21 protein-coding genes are annotated in these 25,832 nt (G+C 74.4%); 18 read left to right on the top strand and 3 right to left on the bottom strand.

The features are described 5' to 3' along the window. The first annotated feature begins 25 nt into the window (after positions 1-25). A complete protein-coding gene (pheT, locus tag AB0I11_RS24820) occupies positions 26-2,572 on the top strand; it encodes a phenylalanine--tRNA ligase subunit beta (protein WP_357325047.1) in 2,547 nt (848 codons plus the stop codon). 156 nt (positions 2,573-2,728) lie between these two features. Here the strand turns inward: pheT and AB0I11_RS24815 are convergent, their stop codons facing one another. The 3 genes from AB0I11_RS24815 to AB0I11_RS24805 are packed head-to-tail and all read right to left on the bottom strand — an operon-like array spanning position 2,729 to position 4,745. Then, complete coding sequence (locus AB0I11_RS24815) at positions 2,729-2,962, bottom strand: hypothetical protein (RefSeq protein ID WP_357325044.1); 234 nt, start codon at positions 2,960-2,962, stop codon at positions 2,729-2,731. A 23-nt stretch (positions 2,963-2,985) separates the two neighbouring features. Continuing rightward, positions 2,986-3,828 carry an ABC transporter permease subunit gene (locus AB0I11_RS24810; protein WP_357325040.1) on the bottom strand — a complete coding sequence of 281 codons (843 nt, stop codon included), beginning with the start codon at positions 3,826-3,828 and terminating at the stop codon, positions 2,986-2,988. Further along, positions 3,825-4,745 (bottom strand): ABC transporter ATP-binding protein, encoded by a 921-nt coding sequence (locus AB0I11_RS24805; RefSeq protein ID WP_357325037.1) that lies wholly within the window; start codon positions 4,743-4,745, stop codon positions 3,825-3,827. The genes AB0I11_RS24810 and AB0I11_RS24805 overlap by 4 nt, the downstream gene beginning before the upstream one ends. 495 nt (positions 4,746-5,240) lie before the next feature. Between AB0I11_RS24805 and AB0I11_RS24800 the strand changes: the two genes are divergently transcribed. The 17 genes from AB0I11_RS24800 (at position 5,241) to AB0I11_RS24720 (ending at position 25,813) form a co-directional block, all read left to right on the top strand. Further along, positions 5,241-7,373, top strand: coding sequence for a TOMM precursor leader peptide-binding protein (locus tag AB0I11_RS24800; protein WP_357325035.1), 2,133 nt, complete (start codon positions 5,241-5,243; stop codon positions 7,371-7,373). Between the two features lie 53 nt (positions 7,374-7,426). After that, on the top strand, positions 7,427-7,609 hold the full coding sequence (locus AB0I11_RS24795) for a hypothetical protein (RefSeq protein ID WP_046564715.1): 183 nt from the start codon (positions 7,427-7,429) through the stop codon (positions 7,607-7,609). Positions 7,610-7,791: 182 nt separating this feature from the next. Continuing rightward, positions 7,792-8,010, top strand: a complete 219-nt coding sequence (locus AB0I11_RS24790) for a thiazolylpeptide-type bacteriocin (RefSeq protein ID WP_231605700.1) — start codon at positions 7,792-7,794, stop codon at positions 8,008-8,010. A gap of 76 nt (positions 8,011-8,086) precedes the next feature. Beyond that, on the top strand, positions 8,087-8,272 hold the full coding sequence (locus AB0I11_RS24785) for a thiazolylpeptide-type bacteriocin (protein WP_046564718.1): 186 nt from the start codon (positions 8,087-8,089) through the stop codon (positions 8,270-8,272). Between the two features lie 100 nt (positions 8,273-8,372). Then, positions 8,373-10,373, top strand: a complete 2,001-nt coding sequence (locus AB0I11_RS24780) for a TOMM precursor leader peptide-binding protein (protein WP_357325028.1) — start codon at positions 8,373-8,375, stop codon at positions 10,371-10,373. Between the two features lie 9 nt (positions 10,374-10,382). Then, on the top strand, positions 10,383-12,035 hold the full coding sequence (locus AB0I11_RS24775; protein ID WP_357325025.1) for a SagB family peptide dehydrogenase: 1,653 nt from the start codon (positions 10,383-10,385) through the stop codon (positions 12,033-12,035). Between the two features lie 73 nt (positions 12,036-12,108). Continuing rightward, positions 12,109-14,880 carry a lantibiotic dehydratase gene (locus tag AB0I11_RS24770; protein WP_357325021.1) on the top strand — a complete coding sequence of 924 codons (2,772 nt, stop codon included), beginning with the start codon at positions 12,109-12,111 and terminating at the stop codon, positions 14,878-14,880. Beyond that, the gene (locus AB0I11_RS24765) at positions 14,877-15,926 is read left to right on the top strand and encodes a lantibiotic dehydratase C-terminal domain-containing protein (protein WP_357325017.1); all 1,050 of its coding nucleotides are present in this window, start codon (positions 14,877-14,879) and stop codon (positions 15,924-15,926) included. Before AB0I11_RS24770 ends, AB0I11_RS24765 begins: the two co-directional genes overlap by 4 nt. Further along, on the top strand, positions 15,923-17,245 hold the full coding sequence (locus tag AB0I11_RS24760) for a M50 family metallopeptidase (protein WP_357325014.1): 1,323 nt from the start codon (positions 15,923-15,925) through the stop codon (positions 17,243-17,245). Before AB0I11_RS24765 ends, AB0I11_RS24760 begins: the two co-directional genes overlap by 4 nt. 114 nt (positions 17,246-17,359) lie before the next feature. After that, a complete protein-coding gene (locus tag AB0I11_RS24755; RefSeq protein WP_357325010.1) occupies positions 17,360-18,559 on the top strand; it encodes a low temperature requirement protein A in 1,200 nt (399 codons plus the stop codon). 105 nt (positions 18,560-18,664) lie between these two features. Beyond that, positions 18,665-19,666, top strand: coding sequence for an N-acetyl-gamma-glutamyl-phosphate reductase (argC, locus tag AB0I11_RS24750; protein ID WP_357325007.1), 1,002 nt, complete (start codon positions 18,665-18,667; stop codon positions 19,664-19,666). Between the two features lie 43 nt (positions 19,667-19,709). Beyond that, positions 19,710-20,882 carry a bifunctional glutamate N-acetyltransferase/amino-acid acetyltransferase ArgJ gene (argJ, locus tag AB0I11_RS24745; RefSeq protein ID WP_357325004.1) on the top strand — a complete coding sequence of 391 codons (1,173 nt, stop codon included), beginning with the start codon at positions 19,710-19,712 and terminating at the stop codon, positions 20,880-20,882. A gap of 114 nt (positions 20,883-20,996) precedes the next feature. After that, positions 20,997-21,938, top strand: coding sequence for an acetylglutamate kinase (gene argB / locus AB0I11_RS24740; RefSeq protein ID WP_357325000.1), 942 nt, complete (start codon positions 20,997-20,999; stop codon positions 21,936-21,938). Then, a complete protein-coding gene (locus AB0I11_RS24735; RefSeq protein WP_357324997.1) occupies positions 21,935-23,173 on the top strand; it encodes an acetylornithine transaminase in 1,239 nt (412 codons plus the stop codon). Before argB ends, AB0I11_RS24735 begins: the two co-directional genes overlap by 4 nt. Then, the gene (gene argF / locus AB0I11_RS24730; RefSeq protein WP_357324993.1) at positions 23,170-24,099 is read left to right on the top strand and encodes an ornithine carbamoyltransferase; all 930 of its coding nucleotides are present in this window, start codon (positions 23,170-23,172) and stop codon (positions 24,097-24,099) included. Before AB0I11_RS24735 ends, argF begins: the two co-directional genes overlap by 4 nt. Next, a complete protein-coding gene (locus tag AB0I11_RS24725; RefSeq protein WP_357324988.1) occupies positions 24,096-24,611 on the top strand; it encodes an arginine repressor in 516 nt (171 codons plus the stop codon). The genes argF and AB0I11_RS24725 overlap by 4 nt, the downstream gene beginning before the upstream one ends. Next, entirely contained in the window at positions 24,608-25,813 is a 1,206-nt protein-coding gene (locus AB0I11_RS24720) for an argininosuccinate synthase (protein ID WP_357324985.1), read from the top strand. The genes AB0I11_RS24725 and AB0I11_RS24720 overlap by 4 nt, the downstream gene beginning before the upstream one ends. Positions 25,814-25,832 lie beyond the last annotated feature (19 nt).

Here is a 25,832-nt window from a genome sequence, read left to right as displayed (position 1 = left end):
TTACGGAGACGGTGGTTTAACAATCATGCGAGTTTCTGTCAGTTGGCTGCGGGAGTACGTGGACCTCCCGGCCGACCTGCCCGCCGGCGACCTGGAGCGGGCGCTGGTCGACCTCGGCATCGAGGTCGAGTCCGTGGTGGACCTGCGGCAGTCCGTCACCGGCCCGCTGGTGGTCGGCGAGGTCCTGGAGATCGAGGAGCTGACCGGCTTCAAGAAGCCGATCCGGTTCTGCCGGGTGGACGTCGGGGCCGCCAACGGCACCGGCGAGCCGCAGGAGATCGTCTGCGGGGCGCGCAACTTCGCCCCGGGCGACCGGGTGGTGGTGATCCTTCCCGGCGGGGTGCTCCCCGGCGACTTCCACATCGGCGCGCGCAAGACCTACGGGCGCAACTCCAACGGCATGATCTGCTCGGCCAAGGAGCTGGGCCTGGGCGACGACCACTCGGGCATCCTGGTGCTGCCCGAGCACATCCCGGCCAAGCCGGGCGACGACGCGCGCCCGCTGGTCGGCCTCGACGACGTCGTGGTCGAGCTGGAGATCACCCCCGACCGGGGGTACGCCCTCAGCCTGCGCGGCCTGGCCCGGGAGCTGGCGCATGCGCTCGACGTCGGCTTCCAGGACCCCGGCCTGCGGTCCGCCCCGGGCGCGACCGCCGAGCCGGCGTACCCGGTCGAGGTGCGGGACACGGTCGGCTGCGACCGGTACGCGGCCCGGATGGTGCGCGGCGTCGACCCGGCCGCGGCCACGCCGGACTGGATGGCGCGGCGGCTCGCCGTCGCGGGCGTGCGCAGCATCTCCCTGCCGGTCGACATCACCAACTACGTGATGCTCTGCCTCGGCCAGCCGATGCACGCCTTCGACGCCGACCGGATCAGCGGCCCGCTGGTGGTGCGCCGCGCCGAGCCGGGGGAGAAGCTGACCACCCTGGACGGGGTGAACCGCACCCTGACCGCCGAGGACATGGTGATCTGCGACGACACCGGGCCGATCTCGCTGGCCGCGGTGATGGGCGGCGAGACCAGCGAGGTCGTGCCCACCACCACGAACGTGCTCTTCGAGGCGGCGCACTGGGACCCGGCGATGGTCGGCCGCACCGCCCGGCGGCACAAGCTGTTCAGCGAGGCCGCGAAGCGCTGGGAGCGGGGTGTCGACCCGGCGCTGCCGCTGGTCGCCCTCGAGTTCGCCGTGCAGCTGCTCACCACCCACGGCGGCGGGACGGCCGGTGCCGAGATCCTCGACATCGACCACGTCCGGCCGCGTACCCCGGTGATCCTGCCGGTGGACCTGCCGTCGCGCCGGGTCGGCGTGGCGTACCGGCCGGAGCGGGTGGTCGAGCTGCTGGAGCACGTCGGCTGCACCGTCACCCGGGGCAGCGACCGGCTCGGCGAGGACCCCGGCGAGGCCGGGGTCACGGCCGGCGGTGCCGAGGTGCTCAGCGTGACGCCGCCGACCTGGCGGCCCGACCTGACCGACCCGGCCGACCTGGTCGAGGAGGTGGTCCGCCTCGACGGGTACGACCGGGTGCCGTCGGTGCTGCCCACCGCGCCACCCGGCCGGGGCCTGACCTGGCAGCAGCAGCGCCGCCGGTCGGTGGCCCGGTCGCTGGCCGAGCGCGGGTACGTCGAGGTGCTGGCGCACCCGTTCGTCGCCACCGAGCTGGCCGACCAGCTCGGCCTGCCCGCCGACGACCCGCGTCGCCCGGCGGTGCGGGTGGCCAACCCGCTGTCCGAGGAGGAGCCGCTGCTGCGCACCACGCTGCTCGGCCCGCTGCTCGGCATCCTCAAGCGCAACGTCGGCCGGGGCCAGCGGGACGTGGCGATCTACGAGATCGGCGTGGTCTTCCACCCGCGTCCGGGCGCCGGCGCCCCGCCGACGATGGGCGTCGACCGGCGCCCCACGGACGAGGAGTTCGCCCGCGCCGACGCGGTGGTGCCCGACCAGCCGCGGCACGTCGCCGTGGCGCTGACCGGGGAGCTGGACCCGGCCGGCTGGTGGGGCGCGGGCCGCCCGGCCGGCTGGGCGGACGCCGTCGAGGCCGGCCGGGCGGTGCTGGCCGCCGCCGGCATCCCTGCCGGGCGGGTCACCGTCCGGGCCGCCGAGCGGGCCCCCTGGCACCCGGGCCGCTGCGCCGAGCTGCTGGTGGACGGCAGTACCGTCGGGTACGCCGGTGAGCTGCACCCGAACGTCCTGGCCACGCTGGAGCTGCCCCGGCGGACCAGCGCCATGGAGCTGAACCTGGACGCGCTGCCGGCCGCGCCGATGGTGACCGGACCGGGCATCTCCACGTTCCCGCCCGCCCTCATCGACGTGGCCCTGGTGGTGGACGAGTCGGTCCCGGCGGCCGAGGTGGAGCGGGCCCTCGTCGAGGGGGCCGGCGCGCTGCTGGAGGACGTCCGGCTCTTCGACGTGTACGCCTCCGCGCAGCTCGGCGCGGGCCGCCGGTCGCTGGCGTACAAGCTGACCTTCCGGGCCCCGGACCGCACGCTCACCGTCGAGGAGGCGGTGGCGGCCCGGGACGCGGCGGTGGCCCGGGCGGCGGAGCGGTTCGGCGCCACCCTGCGCGGCGCCTGACGGTCGTTCCTCGCTCCGGTGCCGGGCCGTCGCGCTCGCGGCGGCCCGGCACCGGCCGGCGAGGCGGCGGCCCGGCACCGGCCGCAGCGCGGTGCGGCGGCCTCTGCGGCGGCCTCGGCGGTGGTGCGGCGACCTGGGCGGGCAGCCGCTGCCGGGTCAGCGGTCCGGGTGCCGGCGGCGGAAGTCCTGGTAGGTCTCGTTGGCCAGTTCGATCTCGCGGACCTGGGCGGCCAGCTCGGCCCGTCGGATCTCGGTGGCCGCCCGCTCCCGGGCCAGTCGCAGCTCGTGCCGCCGGTCGCGGGCCCGCGCCCAGCCCCGCACGGCGGCCCAGGCGATCCAGCCGCCCGACGCGGCGAGCCCGGTCACCACGAAGGCGAGCAGGAAGTCCATCTCGACGCCTCCTTCCGCCCCTGTCAGCCGACGTCCCGGCGGGCGGCCAGCCAGCTACCCGCGCCGAACATGACCAGAACGTAGCCCAGCAGCACCACCACCGGCAGCACGGCGCTGGCTGACTCCAGCACCCCGGGGGTGCCGCCGTCGAACTGGGAGCGGGCCCCCAACGCGCCGGCGAGGGCGCCGGAACTCGGGGCCAGCAGCACCTTCTGCAGCACGGTCAATGGGCTCAGCGCGAGGGCGAGCGCGCTGACCGCGTTCTCCAGCACCAGCGTCCAGACCAGACCGACGGCGATCGCCGTGGTGGCGCCGCGGAACGCGATGGCGAGGAACCAGCCCACCGCGGCGTGCGCGGTGCAGATCAACCAGGCCGCCGCGACCGCCGCCAGGAGCCGGCCGACCGACGGCCAGTCGGCGGCACGCCCCTCGGCCGCGGCCAGCGAGCCGGTGGTGACCGCCAGCGCCGCGAAGGTGAGCACGGCGACCAGCAGGGTCAGCCCGCAGAGCACGACCGCCTGCCCGAGCATCACCTGCGCCCGCCGGGGGCGCTGGGTGAAGACCAGGTTCCAGGTCCCCCAGCGGTACTCGTTGCCCACCACCAGCGCGCCGAGGATCACCAGGATGGCGCCCCCGAAGAGCGGGAACAGCCCGATCCCGGTCGGCACCAGCTGCCCCGGGAGGACGGCGGCGAGCAGGGACTCGGCGGACTCCGCCTCCTTCGGGTCCCCGGCCAGCGCCAGATGCACCAGGTAGGGCACCCCGACGCCGAAGGCGAGGGCGAGCAGGAGCCAGGTCGTGGTGACCGTCCACACGGCCGGGCGTTTGCGGTCGGCGAACCAGGCCGCGCGGACGGCTGCGATCATCGGGTGCCTCCCGTGGTGGTGGCCGGCTCCGGTGGCTGCGGCCGGCTGGGCGCGGTCAGTTCCAGGAACGCCTCCTCCAGGGAGTGCCGCAGTGGGCGCAGCTCCCGGACGTCGATCCCGGCCTGGACCAGCCGCCGGTTGAGTTCGGCGGCCAGCGCCGGGTCGGTGACCACCCGCAGCCGTCCGTTCACCGGCTCCACGGCCCGTACGCCCGGGTGCCCGCGCAGGCACGTCGCGGCCTCGTCGAGCGGGTCGGCGTCGAACAGCAGCACCGCCTGCCCCAGCGTGCCACGCAGGTCGTCGGGGGTGCCGTCGGCGATCAGCCGGCCCTCGTCGATGACCACGATCCGGTCGCAGATCTGCTCCACCTCGCCCAGCACGTGGCTGGAGAGCAGCACGGTGCGGCCGGCGCGGCCCAGCGCGCGCAGCAGCTCGCGGATGTCGCTGACCCCGGCCGGGTCGAGTCCGTTGGTCGGCTCGTCCAGGATCAGCAGGCTGGGCTCCTTGAGTAGCGCGGCGGCCACGCCGAGGCGCTGTTTCATGCCCAGCGAGTAGGTACGGAACGGCGAGGAGGCCCGCTCGGTCAGGCCCACCTCGGCGAGCACCCGGTCGGCGGCGGTGTCCGGCACGGCCGCGTACCGGGCGGCCAGCCGCAGGTTGTCCCGGCCGGACAGGTGCGGGTAGAACGCCGGCGACTCGATCAGGGCGCCCACCCGGGCGAGCGCCCGCGGCGTGCCGGGCGGGTGGCCGAGCACCCGGATCCGGCCGCTCGTCGGCCGGACCAGCCCGACCAGCATCCGCATCGTGGTGGTCTTGCCGGCTCCGTTGGGACCGAGGAAGCCGAGCACCTCACCCTCGCTCACGCGCAGGTCAAGGCCGTCCACCGCGGTGACGCCGCCGGGATAGCGTTTGGTCACCTCATGAACTTCAATGGCAAATCGGTCATTCCTCAACGTGCCACCGCAATCGTCCGATGCCACGCCGAGAGCCCACCGATCGGATTTTCCTTCGCGTTCATCTCGGCGCCCTTCGCATTCCCGACCACATCACAGGGTTATTTTTCCTTGGCCCGCATTTAGCTCCGCTTTAGGACACGTTAAGTGGTGGCCCCGGCCCCGGCCCGGTGGTCGCGCCGGCATCGCCAGCCCTCGGCGACCTGCCACCGCCGAGCCGGGCACAGCCCCGCTGACCTGCGGTGGTGTGGTCGACGCCCACAGGGTATCGGAGGTCGATCGACTGCGGAAGATCCGAAGTCCGGGCTTCACCACGTTTTCTGTCTTAACCGCAGCTCAATGCACGTCAATTTGCATACGCGGCCGATCGACTCGAAACAATCTGTTGACGAATGACATGACCTTGGGCAGCATGAAGACGCTTTCGAGACGGTCGAAGTCGTTGTCATGGGGGGTCGGATGAGCCAGCCGCCGGACGGTGCGACAAACCTGGAAATGCGCCCCAAGCTGCGCCACGACGTGGTCTTTCTGGACGCGCCGGCCGGGGCGTACCTGCGCGGGCCGGACAACGCGTTCCTGATCAAGGGAAGATCCGCGTTCCGCTGGTTGACGTCGCTGAGTCCCTACCTGACCGGGGAGCACACCCTCGCGCAGCTCACCGCCGCCCTCGACCCCGGTCAGCGGCAGACCGTGCTCACCCTGGTCCAGGCCCTGCTGGCCCGCGGCTTCGCCAAGGACGCCGGCGAGCGCAGCCCGCTGCCCGAGCCGCTGGCCCGCCGCTTCGCCGCCCAGATCGAGTTCATCGACCACGTCGCGGACGACCCCACCGGGCGGTTCGCCCGCTTCCACGCCGCCCGGGTGGCGCTCTGCGGCGGGGGAGCGGCGCTGCTCGCCGCCGCGAGCGGGCTGCTGCGCAACGGCTGTGTCCGCCTCGACCTGTACCCCGACGACGACCCGGCCGGCTACGCCGAGGCCCTGCGCCCCGAGCTGGCGGAACTGGACGCCGACGGGCTGCCCGCGCAGGTCCGCTTCCCCGGCGGCACGCCGGAACTGTCCACCGTGGACGCGGTGCTCTGCTGCGCCGGCCCGGACGGCCTGGCCCGGCTGGCCGAGCTGGCCCGCGCCGCCCACCGGGACGGGCCGCTGCTCGTGCCGGTGACCTGGGACGGTGACCGGGCGGTGGTCGGGCCGACCGTCGCGGCCGGGCGTACCCCCTGCTGGCACTGCGCGCAGCTGCGGCTGGCGGCCGCCGCGGACCCGGCCGTGGCCGCGGAGTTCTGGCGCCACCTCGCCCTCGGCGGACCGCCGGCGGCGCTGCCCGAGGTGACTGCCCGGATGCTCGGCAACGCCGCCGCCTTCGAGCTGTTCCGGGCGCTCACCGGCGCCGTCGCGCCGGACACCGCCGGCGGGGTGCTGCTGCTGGACCCGGCCACCCTGGAGTCCACCCGGGAGCGGGTGCTGCCGCACCCGGCGTGCCCGGTCTGCCGGGAGGTGGCGGTGACCGAGCCGGCGCCGCCACCGGGCTCGGACGACGAGACCTACCAGCGGGCCGAGGCCCTGGTGACCCCGACCGCCGGGGTGTTCACCCGGTTCGTCGACGACCCGCTGGAGCAGGCGCCGCTGAAGACCGCCCGGCTCCGGCTGCCCGGCCGGCGCGGCCCCCGCGAGGTGACCGCCTTCGACGTGCACACCGTGATGGGTGCCCGGCTCGCCGCCTACCGCGCGGCGGTCCGCGACCACGCCGCCCGCCACGCCGACCCGGCGGCGGCGGTGACCGCCTCGGCGGCCGAGCTGCGCGAGCGGGGTGAGCACCCGGTGCCCTGGCGGGACCTGGTGCCGACCGCCGCCCCGCCCGACGCCGACACCCGGCGCGTCCGCTGGCTGCCGGCGACCGTGCTGGGCGAGGCGGATCGGGTCCTGGTGCCGGCGGCCGTGGCCCTGCCGACCTCCGCGTACAACGCCGACGGGTGGGCCGAGCCGACCGTGGCGGGCGCCGCCGCCGCGGGCTCCGCGGACGAGATGATCGACCGGGCACTGGCCGACGCGCTGGCCTACCACGCGCTGCTCGCCGCCCTGCGCGGCCGGGCCGAGGCGCGGCCGGTCGGCGAGGAGGACCTGGTCACCGACGAGGACACCGCCTTCGTGGTCAAGGCCGCCCACCGGTTCGGCCGCCGGCTGTCGGTGTACGCCCTGACCGGCGCCGAGCCCGCCCACGCGGTGCTCGCGGTGGCCGCCTCGCCCGGTGGCGACGACCCGGACTGGGCGCTGGCCGGCGGGTACGACCCGGTCGCCACCCGGCTCGCGGCGGTCCGCGACGTGGTCGGCCGGGCCCAGGTGCGGCACTTCGAGGGCACCGTCGCCGACCTCGGCGACCCGGTGCTGCGCGACCTCGACCCGGTGGCGCTCGCCGCGAGCGCCGGCCCCGCCGTCCCGGCCGGCGCGGCCACCGACCGTGCGGCCGTGCTGGCCGCGCTGGCGCGGCGGGGGATGAGCGCGCTGCTGGTCGAGACGACCACCCGGGACGTCCGGGCCACCGGGGCCTTCCGCAGCGGGGTCGTCCTGCTGCGCCGGCCCGCCCCGGCGGCCGACTGAGCCACCACGTCAGTGGTTTCGGCGAGGCACGCACCACGAGAGGAGGTGGAAACATGCCGATCACCCTGAACGACGAGCTCCGCGAGCTGGAGACCGAGACTTTCGAAATCGAGGAGGTCGAGGACGGCGGCGAGGCGCTCGCCGCCACCAGCTCCAGCTGCTCCTGCTCCAGCTGCTGCAGCTGCAGCACCTCGAGCTGCTGCAGCACCAGCACCAGCACCTCCAGCTGCGGCTGACCGGGTGGACGGGGTTGCCCCCGACGCTGACGATTTCCGGTCCCCGGTGGGACGCGCACGAACACCGCACCATCCGCCGCCGGCCGACACCGGCGAGTAGCCCCTGCGTGCCTCCGCAACCACCGTGGTGGTGCGCGCGGACCACCGACGACCGGCTCGAAACGCGGCTCAAGGAGAGGCCTGTGCCCACACAACCCCCGACATCCGGCGTGCTGTCCGACTCGGTCCGCAGCGAGCTGCGCGACCTGCAGACCGAGACGTTCGAGGTCGAGGACATCGCTGATCTGTCCGCCGACCTCATGGACATCTGCAGCAGCAGCACGAGCACCTCGAGCTGTTCCAGCTGCAGCACGTCCAGTTGTTGCAGCTGCACCTCGTCGAGTTGCAGCAGCACCAGCTGAGCCCGGCGCCGTCGGTCGCTCCGGACGGCCGGCCGGCGCCGCGGCCCCTGACCGACCAGAGGGGAGGTGGAAGGAAATGCCGGAACTGACTGAGGAACTGCGCGCGCTGGAGACGGAGACGTTCGAGATCGAGGACGTCGACGCGATCGACGCGATGGTCATGGACTGGTCCAGCTCCAGCTGCTCCTGCTCCAGCTGCTGCAGCTGCAGCACTTCGAGCTGCTGCAGCAGCAGCACCAGCACCGGATGCGGCGGCGGGTGAGCCAACCCACCGCCTTACCGTCCCCGCCGGCGAGCCACGCCGGCGGGGCACCGGTAGCCCAGCAATCCGCCCAGTCCGCGAGCGCAGACAGGTGAACCGCATGATCGTCGATGTCCGGACCACCTCCACGGGGTGGGACAGCAGCCTCAAACAGCTCGGCGAGGCGTTCCACGAGCGATTCCAGGACCGGACCCGGCAGCCGGCCGACCCGGACGGGCCGCTGCACGGGATCACGGTCCGGATCGCCGCCCTCGGCCTCACCGACGCGTACGCCGACGGCGGGGAGGGCCTGACCGGCACCGTGGTGCCGATCTGGTTGCACGGTGCGACCGCGCTGGTCGGGCCGCGGTGGACGGACACCGCCACCAGCTCCGAGGCCGCCAACGGCTCCGATGCCGACACCGCCGGCGCGCGGCCCGGGCCGTGCCCGCTCTGCACCCAGCGCCGCTGGCAGGCCATCCGGGTCCGCGAGGAGCGGCACGCCCTGGAACACCAGGCCCGGGTCGGCACGGTGGCCGCCCTGCCCCACCTGACGCCGTTCGCGATCGACGCGCTGTGGCAGCTCCTGCTGGACGCCAGCCGGCCCCAGCCGGCCCGGCCCGGCGTCGGCCGGCTACGGCAGCTGCGCATGGACACCCTGGAGACCATCGTCGTCGAGGTGCTGGCCGACTCCGAGTGCCCGGCCTGCGCGCGTCCCCGCCCGGACAGTGCGGCGGCGGCCGTCATCCCGCTCACCAGCCGGCCCAAGCCCGACCCCGACGCGTACCGGCTGCGCTCGGCCGGGGAACTGGACCTGCCGGTCGCCGCGCTGGCCAACCCGGTCGCCGGGGCGCTGGGCGGCGGCGCGCTGCGCGCCTACAACGCCACGGCGACCGCGCCGGTGACCGGCTACTTCCGCATCCGCAGCCGCTACGACCTGCACGAGATGTGGTGGAGCGGGCACGCCAACAGCTACGGCGGCAGCGAGACGTACGCGCTGCTGGAGGGGTTGGAGCGGTATGCCGGGCAGTTCCCCCGGGCGCGCCGGACCACCGTCTTCGACAGCTACGCCAACCTCGCCCCGGACGCGCTGGACCCGGCCGGCCTCGGCTACCACCCGGCCTTCTACCAGGGCCACGGGCTCTACTACCAGCCGTACGCGCCGGACGCGCCGATGCCCTGGGTCTGGGGCTGGTCGCTGCGCGACCGGGCTCCCCGGCTGGTGCCCGAGCAGCTCGTCTACTACCTGGACCGGCGCACCGACCACCGCAAGTTCGTCCAGGAGTGCTCCAACGGCTGCGCCAGCGGCAGCTGCCCGGAGGAGGCGTTGCTGCACGGCATGCTCGAACTGGTCGAGCGGGACGCCTTCCTGCTCGCCTGGTACGGCTCGGCCCGGCTCGCCGAGATCGACCCGGCCACCTGCCGCGACGAGCGGGTGCACTTCATGCTCGACCGGGTCGACCTGCTCGGGTACGACATCCGGCTCTTCGACACCCGGGCCGACCTGCCGGTGCCGGTGGTCACCGCGGTGGCGGTCAAGCGCGGCGACGGCCTCGGCCAGCTCTGTTTCGCCGCCGGCGCCAGCCTCGACCCCGACGACGCGGTCCGCGCGGCGGTCTGCGAGACCGCGTCCTACGTGCCCGGCTTCGACGAGCGGGTCGCCGCCAGCGAGCCGGAGCTGCGCGAGATGATCCGGGACTACACCAAGGTCACCGAGCTGAGCCACCACGCCCTGCTCTACGGCCTGCCGGAGATGACCCGCCACGCCGCGTTCCTCTTCGACGACCCGCCGCTGCGGTCGATGACCGACCTGTACGGCGACTGGCTGGCGAGCCGGCCGACCCACCACGACCTGCGCGCCGACATGGAATACCTGTGCGGGCTGATCGCCGGCCTGGGCGGGGACGTGGTCGCGGTCGACCAGACCTGCCCGGAGCAGGAGGTGGCCGGCGTGCACACCATGGCCGTGGTGGCGCCCGCCCTGGTCCCCATCGACTTCGGCTGGCAGCGCCAGCGGGTGCTGTGGAGCGACCGGCTGGCGCGGCACCTGGCCCGGGGCGCCCGTGGCCCCGACCGGCTCGGGGCCACCGGCCGCAACTCCCACCCGCACCCCTTCCCGTAGGAGCGACGCATGCAGCAGGAGGCCCGTACGGTCGTCCGGGAGTACGCGGAGGCGGTGTTCCGCCGGGCGCGGACCCCGATGGAACCGCTCAACTACGAGGTCGACTGGGCCGACCAGCCCTCCCGGCACCTCAGCTACCCGGACGCCCCGCGGCTGCCGTTGCCGGCGGACGGGCCGACGCTGCCCACGCTGCGCGACCTGTTCACCGGCGCGGACCGGCCGCCGGCCGGCGGCTGGACGCTGCCCGCCCTGGCGACGCTGCTGCGGCTCTCCTACGGGGTGCTCGACCGGCGGCTGATCGTGAACTGGAACCAGGACCTGGCGAAACGGACCCACTTCGAGCACGCCGTCTGGGGTCGCGGCACCGCCTCCGGCGGCGGCATGTACCCGGTCGAGATCTTCCTGGTCGCCGGCGCCTCCGCGCCGCTGCTGCCCGGCGTGTACCACTACCACACCGGCCAGCACGTGCTGGAGCGCCTGCTGCTGGGCGACGTCGCCGGGACCGTCCGGGCCGCGGTCGGCGACGCGGCGGGCGCGGCGGACAGCTTCCTGGTGGCGAGCATCCGGTTCTGGAAGAACTCGTTCAAGTACAACAGCTTCTGCTACCACGTGGTCACCCAGGACCTGGGCGCCCTGCTCGGCTCCTGGGACCTGCTCGCCCAGGGCCTCGGCGTGCCGCTGCCCCGGCTGCTCGGCTTCGACCCGGCGCCGGTGGACCGGCTGCTCGGTTTCGACGGCGAGCGGGAGAGCGCCTTTGCCGTCGTGCCGCTGAGCTGGGCCGGCGCCGAGCCGGCCGGGGCGACCGCGCCGGTGGGGGTGACCGCGCCGGTGGGGGCGACCGCGCCGGCCGGGGCGACCGCGCCGCCGGAGACCCGGGTCCGCTACCGGGCCTTCGAACGGTCCCGCCGGCTGCGCGAGTTCCCCGCGGTGGCCGCGGTGCACCGGGCGGCGGCGGCCCCCGCCGTGCCCGACCCGGACGCGCTGGCCGCCGCCGCGCCCGGCGACCTGCCCGGCGAGCCGGTGGCGCTGCCCGCGCCGCTGCTGGACCGGCTGGCGCGCCCCCTGTCGATGGTGCTGGCCACCCGGTCCAGCAGCTTCGGCCGGTTCCGCCGGCCACCCGAGCTGACCGCCGCCGAACTGGGCACCACGCTGGCCTTCGCCACCGCCGGCCGGCACCACCCGGCCGACGCCGGGCTGCCCGCCGACGCGCCGTCGCTGACCCGGCTCTGGGTCTTCGCCAACCACGTCGACGGCCTGGCCACCGGCACGTACGCCTACTGCCCGCGCCGGCACGCGCTGCTGCCCGCCGCCGGCGAGCCGGCTGGCGGCATGTCCGCCTTCCTGCAACAGCAGTACTTCCTCACCAACTACACGATGGGCCAGGTCGGCGCCGTGCTGGCCATCTCCGGCCGGCTGGACGCGGTGCTCGACGCGGTCGGCCCGCGCGGCTACCGCCTGCTCAACGCCGAGATCGGCGCCGTCGCCCAGCGGACGTACTGCGCGGCCACCGCCCAGCGGATCGGTTGCGGCGCGGTGCTCGGCTTCGACAACGTCGCCATGGACGACGCCCTCGGCCTGACCGGCGGGGACGAGCGGACCGTGCTGTTCCTCCTGCTCGGCCACCACCCCGAGGACGTCGCCGACGTCGTCTACCGGCTGTGACCCCCGGCAGGCATCGACGATCCCCCGGCACGCATCGACGACCCCCCTGCACGCATCGACGAAGGAGCAACCCGTGACGGTGTCCCTGCCCGCGCCAGCGGTCACCGAGGTGTCCTGGCGGATGCCGGAGGTGTTCATGCTGCGTACCGCCGGCCTGCCGCTGGAGGTCGCCGACCGGCTCGCCTTCGACCGCAGCGCCGGGTGGGCGCGCCGGACCCTCGACCTGGAGGACCGGCTGCGGGCGGCCGGGCCGCCGCTGGCCGACGCGTTGCAGGAGGCGGTGGCCCGCAACCTCGACGACGACCGGCTGCGGCGGCGGCTGATCCGGCTGCGCCGGGACGTGTGGAACCTGCGCCGGCCCGACCCCGCCGACCCGGCGGCCTGGCCCGCTGGACCGCTCGGCGCGGACACCCACCGGCTGCTGGTGGACTGGCTGGACACCTTCGCGGCGTACCGCCGGGAGCTGGCCGGCGGGGCGCCGGTGCTGGCCGCGGAGCTGGCCGAGCGCCGCGAGGTGCTGCGCGAGCTGGCCGACGACCCGGACCTGCGCGGCGGCATCCTGCTCGCCTCGCCGTCGCTGGACCAGTACCTGCCCACCTACCTGGCCACGCCCGGCCGGCTCGGCAAGCGGGCCCGGCGGGTGGAGCGGTCGCTGCTGGAGTACGCGCTGCGCACCGCCTGCAAGACCAGCCCGTTCAGCCGGCTCACCACGGTCAACGTGGGCACCTTCGCCCCGCACGCCGGCCCGCTGCTGCACGTGGAGCCGGCCACCGGTCGCACCGGCGACGCGAAGCGTGGGGCGGCCCGGCTCAACCTGGCCGCGCTGGGCCGGCTGTCGGCGGTGGTGCTCGCCGACGAGACGCTCCGCGCGGACCTGCCGGTCACCGTCACCACCGGCTGGCGGATCGAGCGCGGCCGGCTGCGCTACCTGCGCCGGCGCCGGACCAGCTCGGAGGACGGCGAGGCCGCGATCACCATGGAGTCGATCCACGAGTCGCTGTTCGTGCTGCCCACCGGCCGGGTCCTGCACGACATCCTGGCCGCGCTCGCCGGCGGCCGGGTGCGCCGGATGGCGGACCTGGTCGCCGAGCTGGCCACCGACGGCCGGCCGGCCGCCGAGATCGAGCAGTACCTGCACCACCTGCTGCGGGTGGGCCTGCTCGTGGTGCCCAACCTGCACCTGGACATCCACGCCGACGACCCGGTCGACGGTTACCGGCGGGCGCTGCGGGAGATCGGCCGCGACTGGGCCGACCGGCTCGCCGAGCGGGTGGACACCGCCAACCGGCTCGCCACCGGCTACCCGGAGCGCGACCTGCCCGGGCGGCGCGGTGCGCTCGCCGACATCCGCCGGGAACTGGTCGCGGCCCACACCGAGCTGGGCCGCCCCGACGTGCCGGCGCCGCGCACCCTGCTCTACGAGGACGCCACCCTGGTGACCCGCGCGCCGGTCACCGCCGACCGGGACCGCTGGGAGCGGGAGGTGCTGCCCGGCCTGCGGGCGCTGGCCCGGATCATGCCGGTGTTCGACATCAACCTGCCGCGCCGGCTGGCCACCAAGGGCTTCTTCGTGGCCCGCCACGGCGCCGGTGGCCGCTGCGACGACCTGCTCACCTTCGCCCACGAGTTCCAGCAGGACTTCTTCGAGCACTACAGCGGGCGGATGATGCGCCGCCGGGCGTTCGACGCCGACAACCGCTACGTGCGGCAGGAGAACTGGTTCCGGCAGGCGGAGATCACCGCGCTGGACGACGCCCGGATCGAGGTCGCCCGGCGGATGAACGAGGCGTACGACCGGCTGCCGGCCGGCGCCGAGGAGCTGCGCCTGGACGGCGACTTCATGACCGCGGTGGCCGCCATGGTGCCGGACACCCTGGGCACCCTCGACCCGCGGTCGTTCTTCCTCCAGATCGCCGACCAGGGCGACCGGCACCGGGTGGTGGTCAACCGGATCTACTCCGGGATGACCCTGCTCTTCTCCCGGTTCGCGCACCTCTTCGCCGATCAGGACCTGGCCGGGGCGCTCCGCGCCGAGCTGGCCCGGCTCGCGCCGCCGGGCGCGGTGCTCGCCGAGCTGAAGGGCGGGTACGACGCCACCAACCTGAACCTGCACCCGGCGGTCACCCCGTACGAGCTGGTCTGCCCGGGCGAGATCAGTTTCCGGCCGGCGGCCGAGCAGATCCACATGGACGACCTCAGCGTCGAGCACGACCCGGTGGCCGACCGGCTGCTGCTGCGCTCGCGCCGGCTCGACGCCGAGGTGATCCCGGTCTACCTGGGTTTCCTGCTGCCGATGGCGCTGCCCGAGGTGCAGCAGGTGCTGCTCACCTTCGCCTACCTCGGCATGGCGCAGCCGGACCTGTGGGCGGGGACCACGGTGCCGCTGCCCGGGCACGGGATCGCCGGCTATCCGCGCATCGTGCACGGCGACCTGGTGCTGCAGCGGCGGATGTGGAAGCTGCACCCGGACCACCTGCCGCCGCCGCGTACCCCGGACTGCGGTGACGCCGAGTGGTTTCTGGGCTGGCAGCGGTGGCGCCGCGACAACGGCCTGCCCCGGCGGGTCTTCGCCACCCCGGAGGGGAGCCGGCTCACCCCGGCGGCCGACGACGGCGCCGCGCAGCCGGCCGGCCGGCCGGAGCACAAGCCGCTCTACGTCGACTTCGACAGCCACTTCTGCCTGCAACTGCTGGAGGCCACCGGGCGCGGCGCGGGCAGCCGCCTGGTGCTCACCGAGATGCTGCCGGACCGCGACGAGCAGGTGCTGCGCGGGCCGGGCGGCACCCACGTCACCGAACTGACCGTCGAGCTCAACGGCGTGCGCGCCGGAAAGGTGGTCCGATGACCGACTTCCCCTCCCCGGTCGCGCACGACTGGCTCAGCGTCCACGTCTTCTACGCCAGCAACGCCAACCCGATGCTCGTCGAGGGGGTCCGGCCGCTGGTGGACGAGCTGCGGGCCGAGGGACTGATCAGCCGTTACTTCTTCATCAAGTACTGGATGGAGGGGCCGCACGTGCGGTTGCGGGTGCTGCCCGCGCCCGGGGTGGACCCGGCCGTGGTGCGGGTCCGGGTGGACGCGGCGATCGAGGCGTTCCTGCGCCGCCGTCCCGCGCTCTACGAGGTGGACAGCGACGGACTGGGCGAGCTGTACAAGCAGATGTTCCTCGCCGAGTACGGCCAGCAGCGGTGGGACGAGGAGTACGGCGCCGACGGGGTGATGCCGATGCGGGCCAACAACAGCTACCACCACATCCCGTACGAGCGGGAGTACGGCCGCTACGGCGGTCCGGCCGGGATCGAGCTGGCGGAGTGGCACTTCGAGCACTCCAGCGACGTGGTGCTGGACCTGCTGGCCACCACCAACGTGCACGTCCGGCCGGTGCTGCTCGGCCTCTCCGCGCAGCTGACCATGATGATGTGCGCGGTCTTCCTGACCGACGACGGGCGGATCGCCGATTTCCTCGACGAGTACCGCCGGTTCTGGGAGGTCTCCTACGCCGAGCCGAGCGACGACTACCACGCCAGCTTCGACGGCAGCTACCGGCGGATGGACGCGGCGCTGCGCGACCGGCTGGCGCAGATCCGGGGGACCGCCCGGGGCGCCGCGGCGGTGCGACCCACGGGCGTGGAGGGGCGCTGGGCGGCGCACTGCCGCGAACTGCGGGACCGGGTGGTCGCCTCGGTCGAGCGGGGTGAGCTGGTGTTCCAGCGCGGCGGGGCCGAACCCACCCCGGTCCGGGATCTGGACGCCGCGCTGCCCATCCTGCTCAGCTCGTACGTGCACATGACCAACAACCGGCTCGGGGTGAGCATCCTCGACGAGATCTACCTGTCGTACGTGATGCGGACCGCGCTGCGCGACGACCTGGCCCCGGCGGGCCCGCGATGACGACGGTGGACGCCACCTGGACCCGGCCGCGGCTGCGGGCCGGGATCGTGCTCGGCCCCGGCCAGTGGCGCGGCGAGAAGCTGGTGCACCACGTGAAGGACCCGGAGACCGGCTGGTTCTACCGGATCGGCCCGCGGGAGCACTTCCTGCTGTCCCGGATGGACGGCAGCCGGACCCTGGACGACCTGGCCGCCGAGTACGCCGCGGCGTTCCGCCGCCGGCTCGGCCCGGAGAACTGGCAGCAGCTGTTCGGGATGCTGCACCAGCGGCAACTGCTCGACGGCGCGACCGACCCGGCGGCCCTGGCCCGGCTCACCTCGGCCGCCGCCGAGGGGGCGGCGCGCAGCCGGCGCGGCCCGCTGTCGGCCCGGCTGCCGCTGGCCGACCCGGACCGGCTCTTCGACCGGTTGCTGCCCCGGCTGGCGCCGCTGTTCAGCTGGTGGTTCGTCGTGCCGGCGCTGCTGGCCGTGCTGGCCGTCGCCGGGTACGTGGCGACCCACCTGCCGGAGCTGGCCGGCGTGGTCGGCCGGGGTGACCGGCCGCTGGCCGCGATCCTCGCCTCGGTGGTGATCACCTGGCTGATCGTCCTGCTGCACGAGTGCGCGCATGGCCTGACCTGCCGGCACTTCGGGGGGCGCGGCACCGAGATCGGGGTGATGTGGCGCTTCCCGCTGCTCGCCCCGTACTGCAAGGTCGACGACATCGTGCTGTTCACCCCGCGCCGGCGCGTCGCCACCGCGTTCGCCGGGGTGTTCGTGAGCATGCTGGCGCTGGTGCCGTTCGCCGCCGTCCGGATCTGGGGTACGCCGGGCGGCGCCCTGTACGACCTGGCCGGCACGATGCTGCTCTTCGGCACCGCGACCGCCGCGTTGAACCTGGTGCCCTTCCTCCGGCTCGACGGCTACTACATGCTCAGCCACGCGTTGAACCTGGCCGACCTGCGGGCCGACACCTACCGGTTCTACGGCCGGCTGCTGCGCCGCGGCCCGGGCGCGGTGCGCGCTTACCGGCCCCGGGACCGGGTCGTGTACGCCCTCTACGGCCTGACCTCGCTGGTCTTCGCGGTCACCGTGCTGACCCTGCTGGTGCGCTACTGGTACGGCACGCTGGCCGACTGGCTCGGCCCCGGCTGGGCGGTCGCCGTCCTGGTCGCGGAGGCGCTGGTGCTGGCGGCCCTGGCCGGTCACCTGGCGCGCCGGCGCGCCGGCGCTGTCCGCACCGACGCGGGCCGTGCCGGTGGTGCCGATGCCGGTGGTGACCGCGCCGACGGTGACCGCGCCGGTGGTGACCGCGCCGAACGGCAGCCCCGGGATCGGTGACCGCCGAACGGCCGTCCCGGGATCGGTGACCGCACCCGGCCGGATCGGTCGACCCGGCCTCCGGCGCACCGCCCCGTGCGATGATCGGCTAAACGGGGACAAGGGTCGACATACATGGTCATGCCGGGTCGGGCGGCTGAGCTGCCGGGGAGCCGTCAGCCCCCGCAGCGGGCGGGTTTCGTCGAACTGCTCTTCGACGTGGTGCTGGTCTTCGCCCTCACCCGGCTCTCCGACCGCCTCTACACGGAGCTGAACTGGCGCGGCTTCTACTCGGCGCTCGTGCTGACCCTGGCCGTCTGGTGGGTCTGGTACCGGATGGCCTGGACGGCCAACCGGTACGATCCGACCCGCCCGATGATCCAGGTCATGGTCCTGGTGACCATGTTCGCCGCCCTGCTGCTGGCCGCCGCGCTGCCGGGGGCTTTCCAGGACCGGGCCGCCGTCTTCGCCACGGTGTACGTCGCCGTCGAGGTGCTCCGACATCTCTGGCTGGTGCTCTTCGCCGGGGACGGCTACGCCCGCCTGGTCAGTGTCCGGATCCTCTTCTGGGCCTGCGTCTCGGCGGTGCCCTGGATCGTCGGCATCTTCACCGACCAGGACACCCGGGTGGTGCTGTGGAGCGTGGCGATCCTGATCGACTACGCCGGCGGACTGCTCGACTTCCCGACGCCGGGGCTCGGCCGCGCCGGCCTGCGGGGCCAGCCGATCGCCGAGGAGCACCTGACCGACCGGTACCGGCAGGTACTGATCATCGCCTTCGGTGAGACGATCCTGACCTCGGGCATCCAGTTCAGCCCGTACGGGTTCGAGCGGGAGCGGACGGCGGCGCTGCTGGTGGCGTTCGTGACCACCGTGCTTCTCTGGCAGATCTACTACTACCGGGCCGGCGAGATGCTCCCCGCCGCCATCGCCTCGTCCCGGTCCCCGGCGTACGTGGGTGACCTCGGCGCGTACGCGCACCTGGTCATGGTGATCGGCGTGGCGGTCACCGGGGTGGGGGACAAGCTGATCATCGCGCATCCCTTCGACGGGAACCGGGTGGCCTGGACGGTGACCATCCTGGGCGGGCCGGCGCTGTTCCTGGTCGGGCGGGCGACGCTCGACTACGCCGCGTTCAGCCGGGTCTCCTGGTCCCGGCCGATCGGGATCGCGGTGCTCGCGATCCTGGCCCCGGCGACGGTCGCCCTGCCGCCGCTGCTGGTGGCGGTGGCCGCCGCCCTGGTGGTGGCCGGCATCGCCGTCTCGAACGTGATCAGCTGGCGGCTGTTCCCAAGGCGGATGACCCCGCCACCCGGCCTGCCGCCGGCCGGGTGAGCGTGGCCCACGGGGTGAACGCCAAGTTCATGCAGTCGACTGCATGAACTTGCAGGGGCCGATCACCGCTGCTAACCTACTCTGCATAGTCATGCGGAGGTGAGTATGGGTATCCGGGTCGCGGTCGCCGGCGCCAGTGGGTACGCCGGCGGTGAGTTGCTCCGGCTGCTCGCCGGGCACCCCGAGTTCGACCTCGTGGCCGCCACCGCGCACTCCTCGGCCGGTCAGCCCGTCGCCGCCGTACACCCGCAGCTCACCGGGCTGGACCTGGTGTTCGGGGCGACCGACCCGGCCACCCTGGCCGACGCGGACCTGGTCTTCCTGGCCCTGCCGCACGGCCAGTCGGCGGCCCTCGCCGCGGCCCTGCCCGGCACCGTCAAGGTGGTCGACCTCGGCGCCGACCACCGGCTCGCCGACGCCGCCGCCTGGGCCCGCTACTACGGCGGCGACCACGCCGGCACGTGGACCTACGGGCTGCCCGAGCTGCCGGGCCAGCGGGCCGCGGTCGCCGCCGCCACCCGGGTGGCCAACACCGGGTGCTACGCGGTCGCCACCACGCTGGCCCTCGCCCCGCTGATCGCCGCCGGCGCGGTCCACCCCGCCGACGTGGTGGTGGTCGCCGCCTCCGGCACCTCCGGCGCCGGCCGGGCCGCCAAGCCGCACCTGCTCGGCAGCGAGGTGATGGGCGACCTGTCCCCCTACAAGGTCGGCGCGCACCAGCACGTGCCGGAGATCAAGCAGGCCACCGGGGCGACCGGCCTCTCCTTCACCCCGGTCCTCGCGCCCATGCCGCGCGGCATCCTGGCCACCGTCACCGCCCGGCCCACCGGCGACGCCGACCCGCGCGCGGTGCTCGCGAACGCATACGCCGACGAGCCCTTCGTGCACGTGCTGCCCGTCGGCGTCTGGCCGCACACGGCCGCCACCGCCGGCGCCAACTCCTGCCACCTCCAGGCCACCGTGGACGCCGACTCCGGCCGGGTGATCGTGGTCAGCGCCATCGACAACCTGGGCAAGGGCGCGGCCGGCCAGGCCGTACAGAACGCCAACCTGATGTCCGGCCTGCCCGAGACCACCGGCCTCTCCGGCTGGGGGACCGCACCGTGACCGCGCGGCGTGGCCCCGCCGACGCGACCGAAAGGACCGCACCGTGACCGTCACCACCCCCCGCGGCTTCCGGGCCGCCGGCGTAGCCGCCGGGCTCAAGACCGGCGGCGCCGGCGACGTGGCCCTGGTCGTCAACGACGGCCCCGACGCCGGGGTAGCCGGCGTCTTCACCGCCAACCGGGTCAAGGCCGCGCCGGTGCTCTGGACCCAGCAGGTGGTCCGCGGCGGCGTGGTCCGCGCCGTGGTGCTCAACTCCGGCGGCGCCAACGCCTGCACCGGGCCGGCCGGCTTCCAGGACACCCACGCCACCGCCGAGCACACCGCCGCCGTGCTCACCGCCAGCAGCCCCCGGCTCATGGTCGGCGCGGGCGAGGTGGCGGTCTGCTCCACCGGCCTGATCGGCGAGCGCCTCCCGATGGACAAACTCCTGCCGGGCGTACGCGGCGCGGTGCGCGGCCTGTCCCGCGACGGCGGCCACCCGGCGGCCGAGGCGATCATGACCACCGACACCCGGCCGAAGACCACCGTGGCCCAGGGCAGCGGGTGGACCGTCGGCGGCATGGCCAAGGGCGCCGGCATGCTGGCCCCGGCCCTGGCCACCATGCTCTGCGTGCTCACCACCGACGCGGTGGCCGGGCCGGATCTCCTCGACGCCGCGCTGCGGGCCGCCACCCGGGTCACCTTCGACCGGATCGACTCCGACGGCTGCATGTCCACCAACGACACCGTGCTGCTGCTGGCCAGCGGGGCGTCCGGCATCGAGCCGACCGCGGCGGAGCTGACCGCCCTGGTCACCGCCGCCTGCCACGACCTGGCCCAGCAGCTGATCGCCGACGCCGAGGGCGCCACCAAGCAGATCGCCATCGACGTGGTCGGCGCGGCCGACGAGGACGACGCCGTCGAGGTGGGCCGCTCGGTGGCCCGCAACAACCTGGTCAAGACCGCGCTGTTCGGCAACGACCCGAACTGGGGGCGGATCCTCGCCGCGGTCGGCACCACCGCCGCCGCCTTCGAACCGGACGGCGTGGACGTCGCGGTCAACGGGATCTGGGTCTGCCGGGGCGGCGCCGCCGCCGAGGACCGCGCCAAGGTCGACCTCGCCGGCCGGGACGTGACCATCCGGATCGACCTGCACGCCGGCACCGCGGCGGCGACCGTCTGGACCAACGACCTGTCGCACGCGTACGTGCACGAGAACTCGGCGTACTCAACATGAGCGCGAGGAACGCAGCGCAGCGGAGTCCCGCAGTCGCGAACGAAAGGTCGGCCCGGTGAGCGCGAGGAACGCAGCGCAGCGGAGTCCCGCAGTCGCGAACGAAAGGCCAGCCCGGTGAGCGCGAGCCTGAGCGCCGACCTCAGCCGGGCCCAGGTCAAGGCCGAGACGCTGATCGAGGCGCTGCCCTGGCTGGCCCGCTTCTCCGGGGCCACCGTCGTGGTCAAGTACGGCGGCAACGCCATGGTCGACCCGGCGTTGCAGCGGGCCTTCGCCGCCGACATGGTCTTCCTCCGGTACGCCGGCCTCAAGCCGGTCGTCGTGCACGGCGGCGGACCGCAGATCTCCGCGATGCTCGGCCGGCTCGGCATCGCCAGCGAGTTCAAGGGCGGCCTGCGGGTCACCACTCCCGAGGCGATGGACGTGGTCCGGATGGTCCTGGTCGGCCAGGTCGGCCGGGAACTGGTCGGGCTGATCAACGCGTACGGACCGTTCGCGGTCGGCCTCTCCGGCGAGGACGCCGGCCTGTTCACCGCCGTGCGCCGCCCGGCGTACGTGGACGGGGAGCCGGTGGACGTCGGGCAGGTCGGCGACGTGGAGTCGGTGGACGTCTCGGCGGTGACCGACCTGATCGCGGCCGGCCGGATCCCGGTGATCTCCACCGTGGCGCCGGACGCGGACGGGGTACTGCACAACCTCAACGCGGACACCGCCGCCGCCGCGCTCGCCGTCGCCCTCGACGCCCGCAAGCTGGTGGTGCTCACCGACGTGGCCGGCCTCTACGCCGACTGGCCCGACACGGCCAGCCTGGTCAGCGAGATCACCACCGACGACCTGGCGAAGCTGCTGCCGTCCCTGGAAGCCGGGATGGTCCCCAAGATGGAGGCCTGCCTGCGGGCCGTGTGCGGGGGAGTGCCCGCCGCGCACGTCGTCGACGGCCGGGTCGCCCACTCCACACTGCTCGAGGTCTTCACCTCGGAAGGGTTCGGCACGATGGTCGTGAGCGGCGAGCCCGCGCGCGACCCGGCCGAGACGACGGAAGGCACGGTCGGGTCATGAGCACACTGGTCGAGCGCTGGGGCGCGGCCATGATGGACAACTACGGCACCCCGCCGCTGGCGCTGGTCGCCGGCTCCGGCGCCGTCGTGGTCGACGAGGCCGGCCGGGAGTACGTCGACCTGCTCGGCGGCATCGCGGTCAACGCCCTGGGCCACGCCCACCCGGCCGTGGTGGCCGCCGTCTCCCGGCAGGTGGCCACCCTCGGCCACGTGTCCAACCTGTTCGTCGCCGAGCCGCCGGTCGCCCTGGCCGAGCTGCTGCTGGCCCTCGCCGGCCGCCCCGGCCGGGTGTTCTTCGCCAACTCCGGCGCCGAGGCGAACGAGGCCGCCTTCAAGCTCTCCCGGCTGACCGGGCGCCGCCACGTGGTGGCCACCCAGGGCGGCTTCCACGGCCGCACCATGGGCGCGCTGGCGCTGACCGGCCAGCCCGCCAAGGCCGACCCGTTCCGCCCGCTGCCCGGCGACGTCAGCCACGTGCCGTACGGCGACGCGGCCGCCCTCGCCGAGGCGGTCACCGACGCCACCGCCATGGTGATCCTGGAGCCGGTCCAGGGGGAGAACGGCGTGGTCGTCCCGCCGCCCGGCTACCTCGCCGAGGCCCGGCGGATCACCGCCGCGCACGGCGCGCTGCTGGTGCTCGACGAGGTGCAGACCGGCGTCGGCCGCACCGGCCACTGGTTCGCCCACCAGGCCGAGGGTGTCGAGCCGGACCTGGTCACCCTGGCCAAGGGGCTCGGCGGTGGCCTGCCGATCGGGGCCTGCCTGGCCTTCGGCCGGGCCGCCGAGCTGCTCGCCCCCGGCTCGCACGGCACCACCTTCGGTGGCAACCCGGTCAGCTGCGCCGCCGCCCTCGCGGTGATCTCGACCATCGCCAGCGAAGGGCTGCTCGACCACGTCAAGCGGATCGGGGAGCGGCTGCGCCGCGGCGTCGAGGCGCTGGGCCACCCGCTCGTCACCGGGGTACGCGGCGCCGGCCTGCTGCTCGGCATCGTGCTCGACCAGCCGGTCTCCGCCGCGGCGGCGACCGCGCTGCGCGCGGCGGGCTTCCTGGTCAACCCGGTGCAGCCCGGGGTGCTGCGGCTCGCCCCGCCGCTGATCCTCACCGCCGAGCAGGCCGACGCCTTCCTGGCCGCTCTGCCCGCCGCGCTCGACGCGGCGGTGGCCGCTCCCGCGGCGACCCTGCCCGCCCCCGCGCCGGGCTCCGCCGGCCCGACCACCACGGAGGTCCCCGCATGATCCGGCACTTCCTGCGCGACGACGACCTGTCACCCGCCGAGCAGTCCACCGTGCTGGACCTGGCCGCCCGGATGAAGGCCGACCGGTTCGCGTACCAGCCGCTCACCGGGCCGCGGTCGGTGGCCGTGCTCTTCGACAAGCAGAGCCTGCGCACCCGGATCTCCTTCGACGCCGGCATCGCCGAACTCGGCGGTCACCCGCTGGTGGTGGACACCCAGGTCACCCACTTCGGGCGGGGCGAGACGCTGGCCGACGCCGGCCGGGTGCTCTCCCGGTACGTCGCGGCCATCGTGCTGCGCACCCACGGCGACGACCGGATCGCCGAGGTCGCCTCGCACGCCACCGTGCCGGTGATCAACGCGCTCACCGACACCTACCACCCGTGCCAGGTCCTGGCCGACCTGCTCACCGTCCGCGAGCGGTTCGGCGCCACCGCCGGGCGCACCCTGGCGTACGTGGGGGACGCGGCGAACAACATGGCCCACTCGTACCTGCTGGGCGGGGCGAGCGCCGGCATGCACGTGCGGGTGGCCGGGCCGGCCGGCTTCCAGCCCGACCCGCAGATCGTGGCCCGCGCCGAGAAGATCGCCACCGGCACCGGCGGTTCGGTCCGGGCGCTCACCGACCCGGCGGAGGCGGCCCGGGGCGCGCACGTGCTGGCCACCGACACCTGGACCTCGATGGGGCAGGAGTCCGACGGCCTCGACCGGATCACCCCGTTCCTGCCGTACCAGGTGAACGAGGCGCTGCTCGGCCACGCCGCGCCGGACGCCGTCGTGCTGCACTGCCTGCCCGCCCACCGGGGCGAGGAGATCACCGACGGGGTGCTCGACGGGCCGCGGAGCGCGGTCTTCGACCAGGCGGAGAATCGGCTGCACGCCCAGAAGGCGCTGCTGACGTTTCTCCTGGAGGCATCCACACCATGACCGCCCCGCTGACCCGTGCCGCCCGGCACGCCCGCATCGTCGAGCTGATCCGTGACCAGGCCATCCACTCGCAGACCGAGCTGGCCGACCTGCTCGCCGGTGACGGCATCCAGGTCACCCAGGCCACCCTCTCCCGGGACCTCAAGGAGTTGGGCGCGGTCACCGCGCGCGGCGGCGACGGGCGGGGCGTCTACCTGATCCCGGAGGACGGCCACCGGCCGCTGCGCGAGGCCGAGGCCGCCCCGGCCCGGCTGGTCCGGCTGCTGCACGAGCTGCTCAACGGGGTCGACTCCAGCGGCAACATCGCTGTGTTGCGCACCCCGCCGGGCGCGGCCCAGTACCTGGCCAGCGCGTTGGACCGGGCGGGCCTGTCCGAGATCGTCGGCACCATCGCCGGCGACGACACCATCCTCGTGGTGGCCCGCGAGGCCGACGGCGGGGCGGCGCTCGGCGACAAGCTCGCCGGGTGGGCCCGCCGGGGAGAAAACGTCGAAGGGAACACCACACCATGACCGAGCGGGTCGTGCTGGCCTATTCCGGGGGCCTGGATACCTCCGTCGCCATCCCGTACCTGGCCGAGCAGACCGGCGCCGAGGTCGTCGCGGTCGCCGTCGACCTCGGTCAGGGCGGCGAGGACATGAACGTCATCCGGCAGCGCGCGCTGGACTGCGGCGCCGTCGAGTCCGAGGTGGTGGACGCGCGCGACGAGTTCGCCGCCGAGTACTGCCTGCCGGCGGTCCGGGCCAACGCCCTCTACATGGACCGCTACCCGCTGGTCTCCGCGCTGTCCCGGCCGCTGATCGTGAAACACCTGGTGGCGGCGGCGACGAAGCACGGCGGCACGATCGTGTCGCACGGCTGCACCGGCAAGGGCAACGACCAGGTCCGCTTCGAGGTCGGCCTGGGCGCGCTCGCCCCCGACCTGAAGATCATCGCCCCGGCCCGGGACTTCGCCTGGACCCGGGACAAGGCCATCGCCTTCGCCGAGGAGCGAGGCCTGCCGATCGACGTGACGGCCCGGTCGCCGTACTCGATCGACCAGAACCTGTGGGGGCGGGCCGTGGAGACCGGCTTCCTCGAGGACATCTGGAACGGGCCGGTCGAGGAGCTCTACGCGTACACCGCCGACCCGGCGCAGGAGCGCGACGCCGACGAGGTGGTCATCACCTTCGACGCCGGCGTGCCGGTCGCCATCGACGGCGAGACGGTGACCCCGTACCAGGCGATCCTGGAGCTGAACCGGCGGGCCGGCGCGCAGGGCGTGGGCCGGCTCGACATGGTCGAGGACCGGCTGGTCGGGATCAAGAGCCGCGAGGTGTACGAGGCGCCCGGCGCGATCGCCCTGATCACCGCCCACCGGGAGCTGGAGGCGGTCACCGTCGAGCGGGACCTGGCCCGGTTCAAGCGCGGCGTCGAGCAGCGCTGGGGCGAGCTGGTCTACGACGGCCTCTGGTTCTCGCCGCTGAAGAGGTCCCTGGACGCCTTCATCGACGACGCCCAGCGGCACGTCTGCGGCGAGGTCCGGCTCACCCTGCACGGCGGCCGGGCCACCGTCACCGGGCGGCGTTCCGAGGCCAGCCTCTACGACTTCGGCATGGCCACCTACGACACCGGCGACACCTTCGACCAGTCCCTGGCCAAGGGTTTCGTGCAGCTGTGGGGGCTGCCCAGCAGGATGGCCGCCGCCCGGGACGCCCGGCTGGGCGGATGCTGACCGTGACGAATGAGCGAGC

It is taken from the genome of Micromonospora sp. NPDC050495 (assembly GCF_040655175.1).
In the GTDB taxonomy this organism is placed as follows: domain Bacteria; phylum Actinomycetota; class Actinomycetes; order Mycobacteriales; family Micromonosporaceae; genus Micromonospora.
Note: the sequence above shows the minus strand (reverse complement) of the source record. Positions and strands in the feature narration are given on the sequence as shown.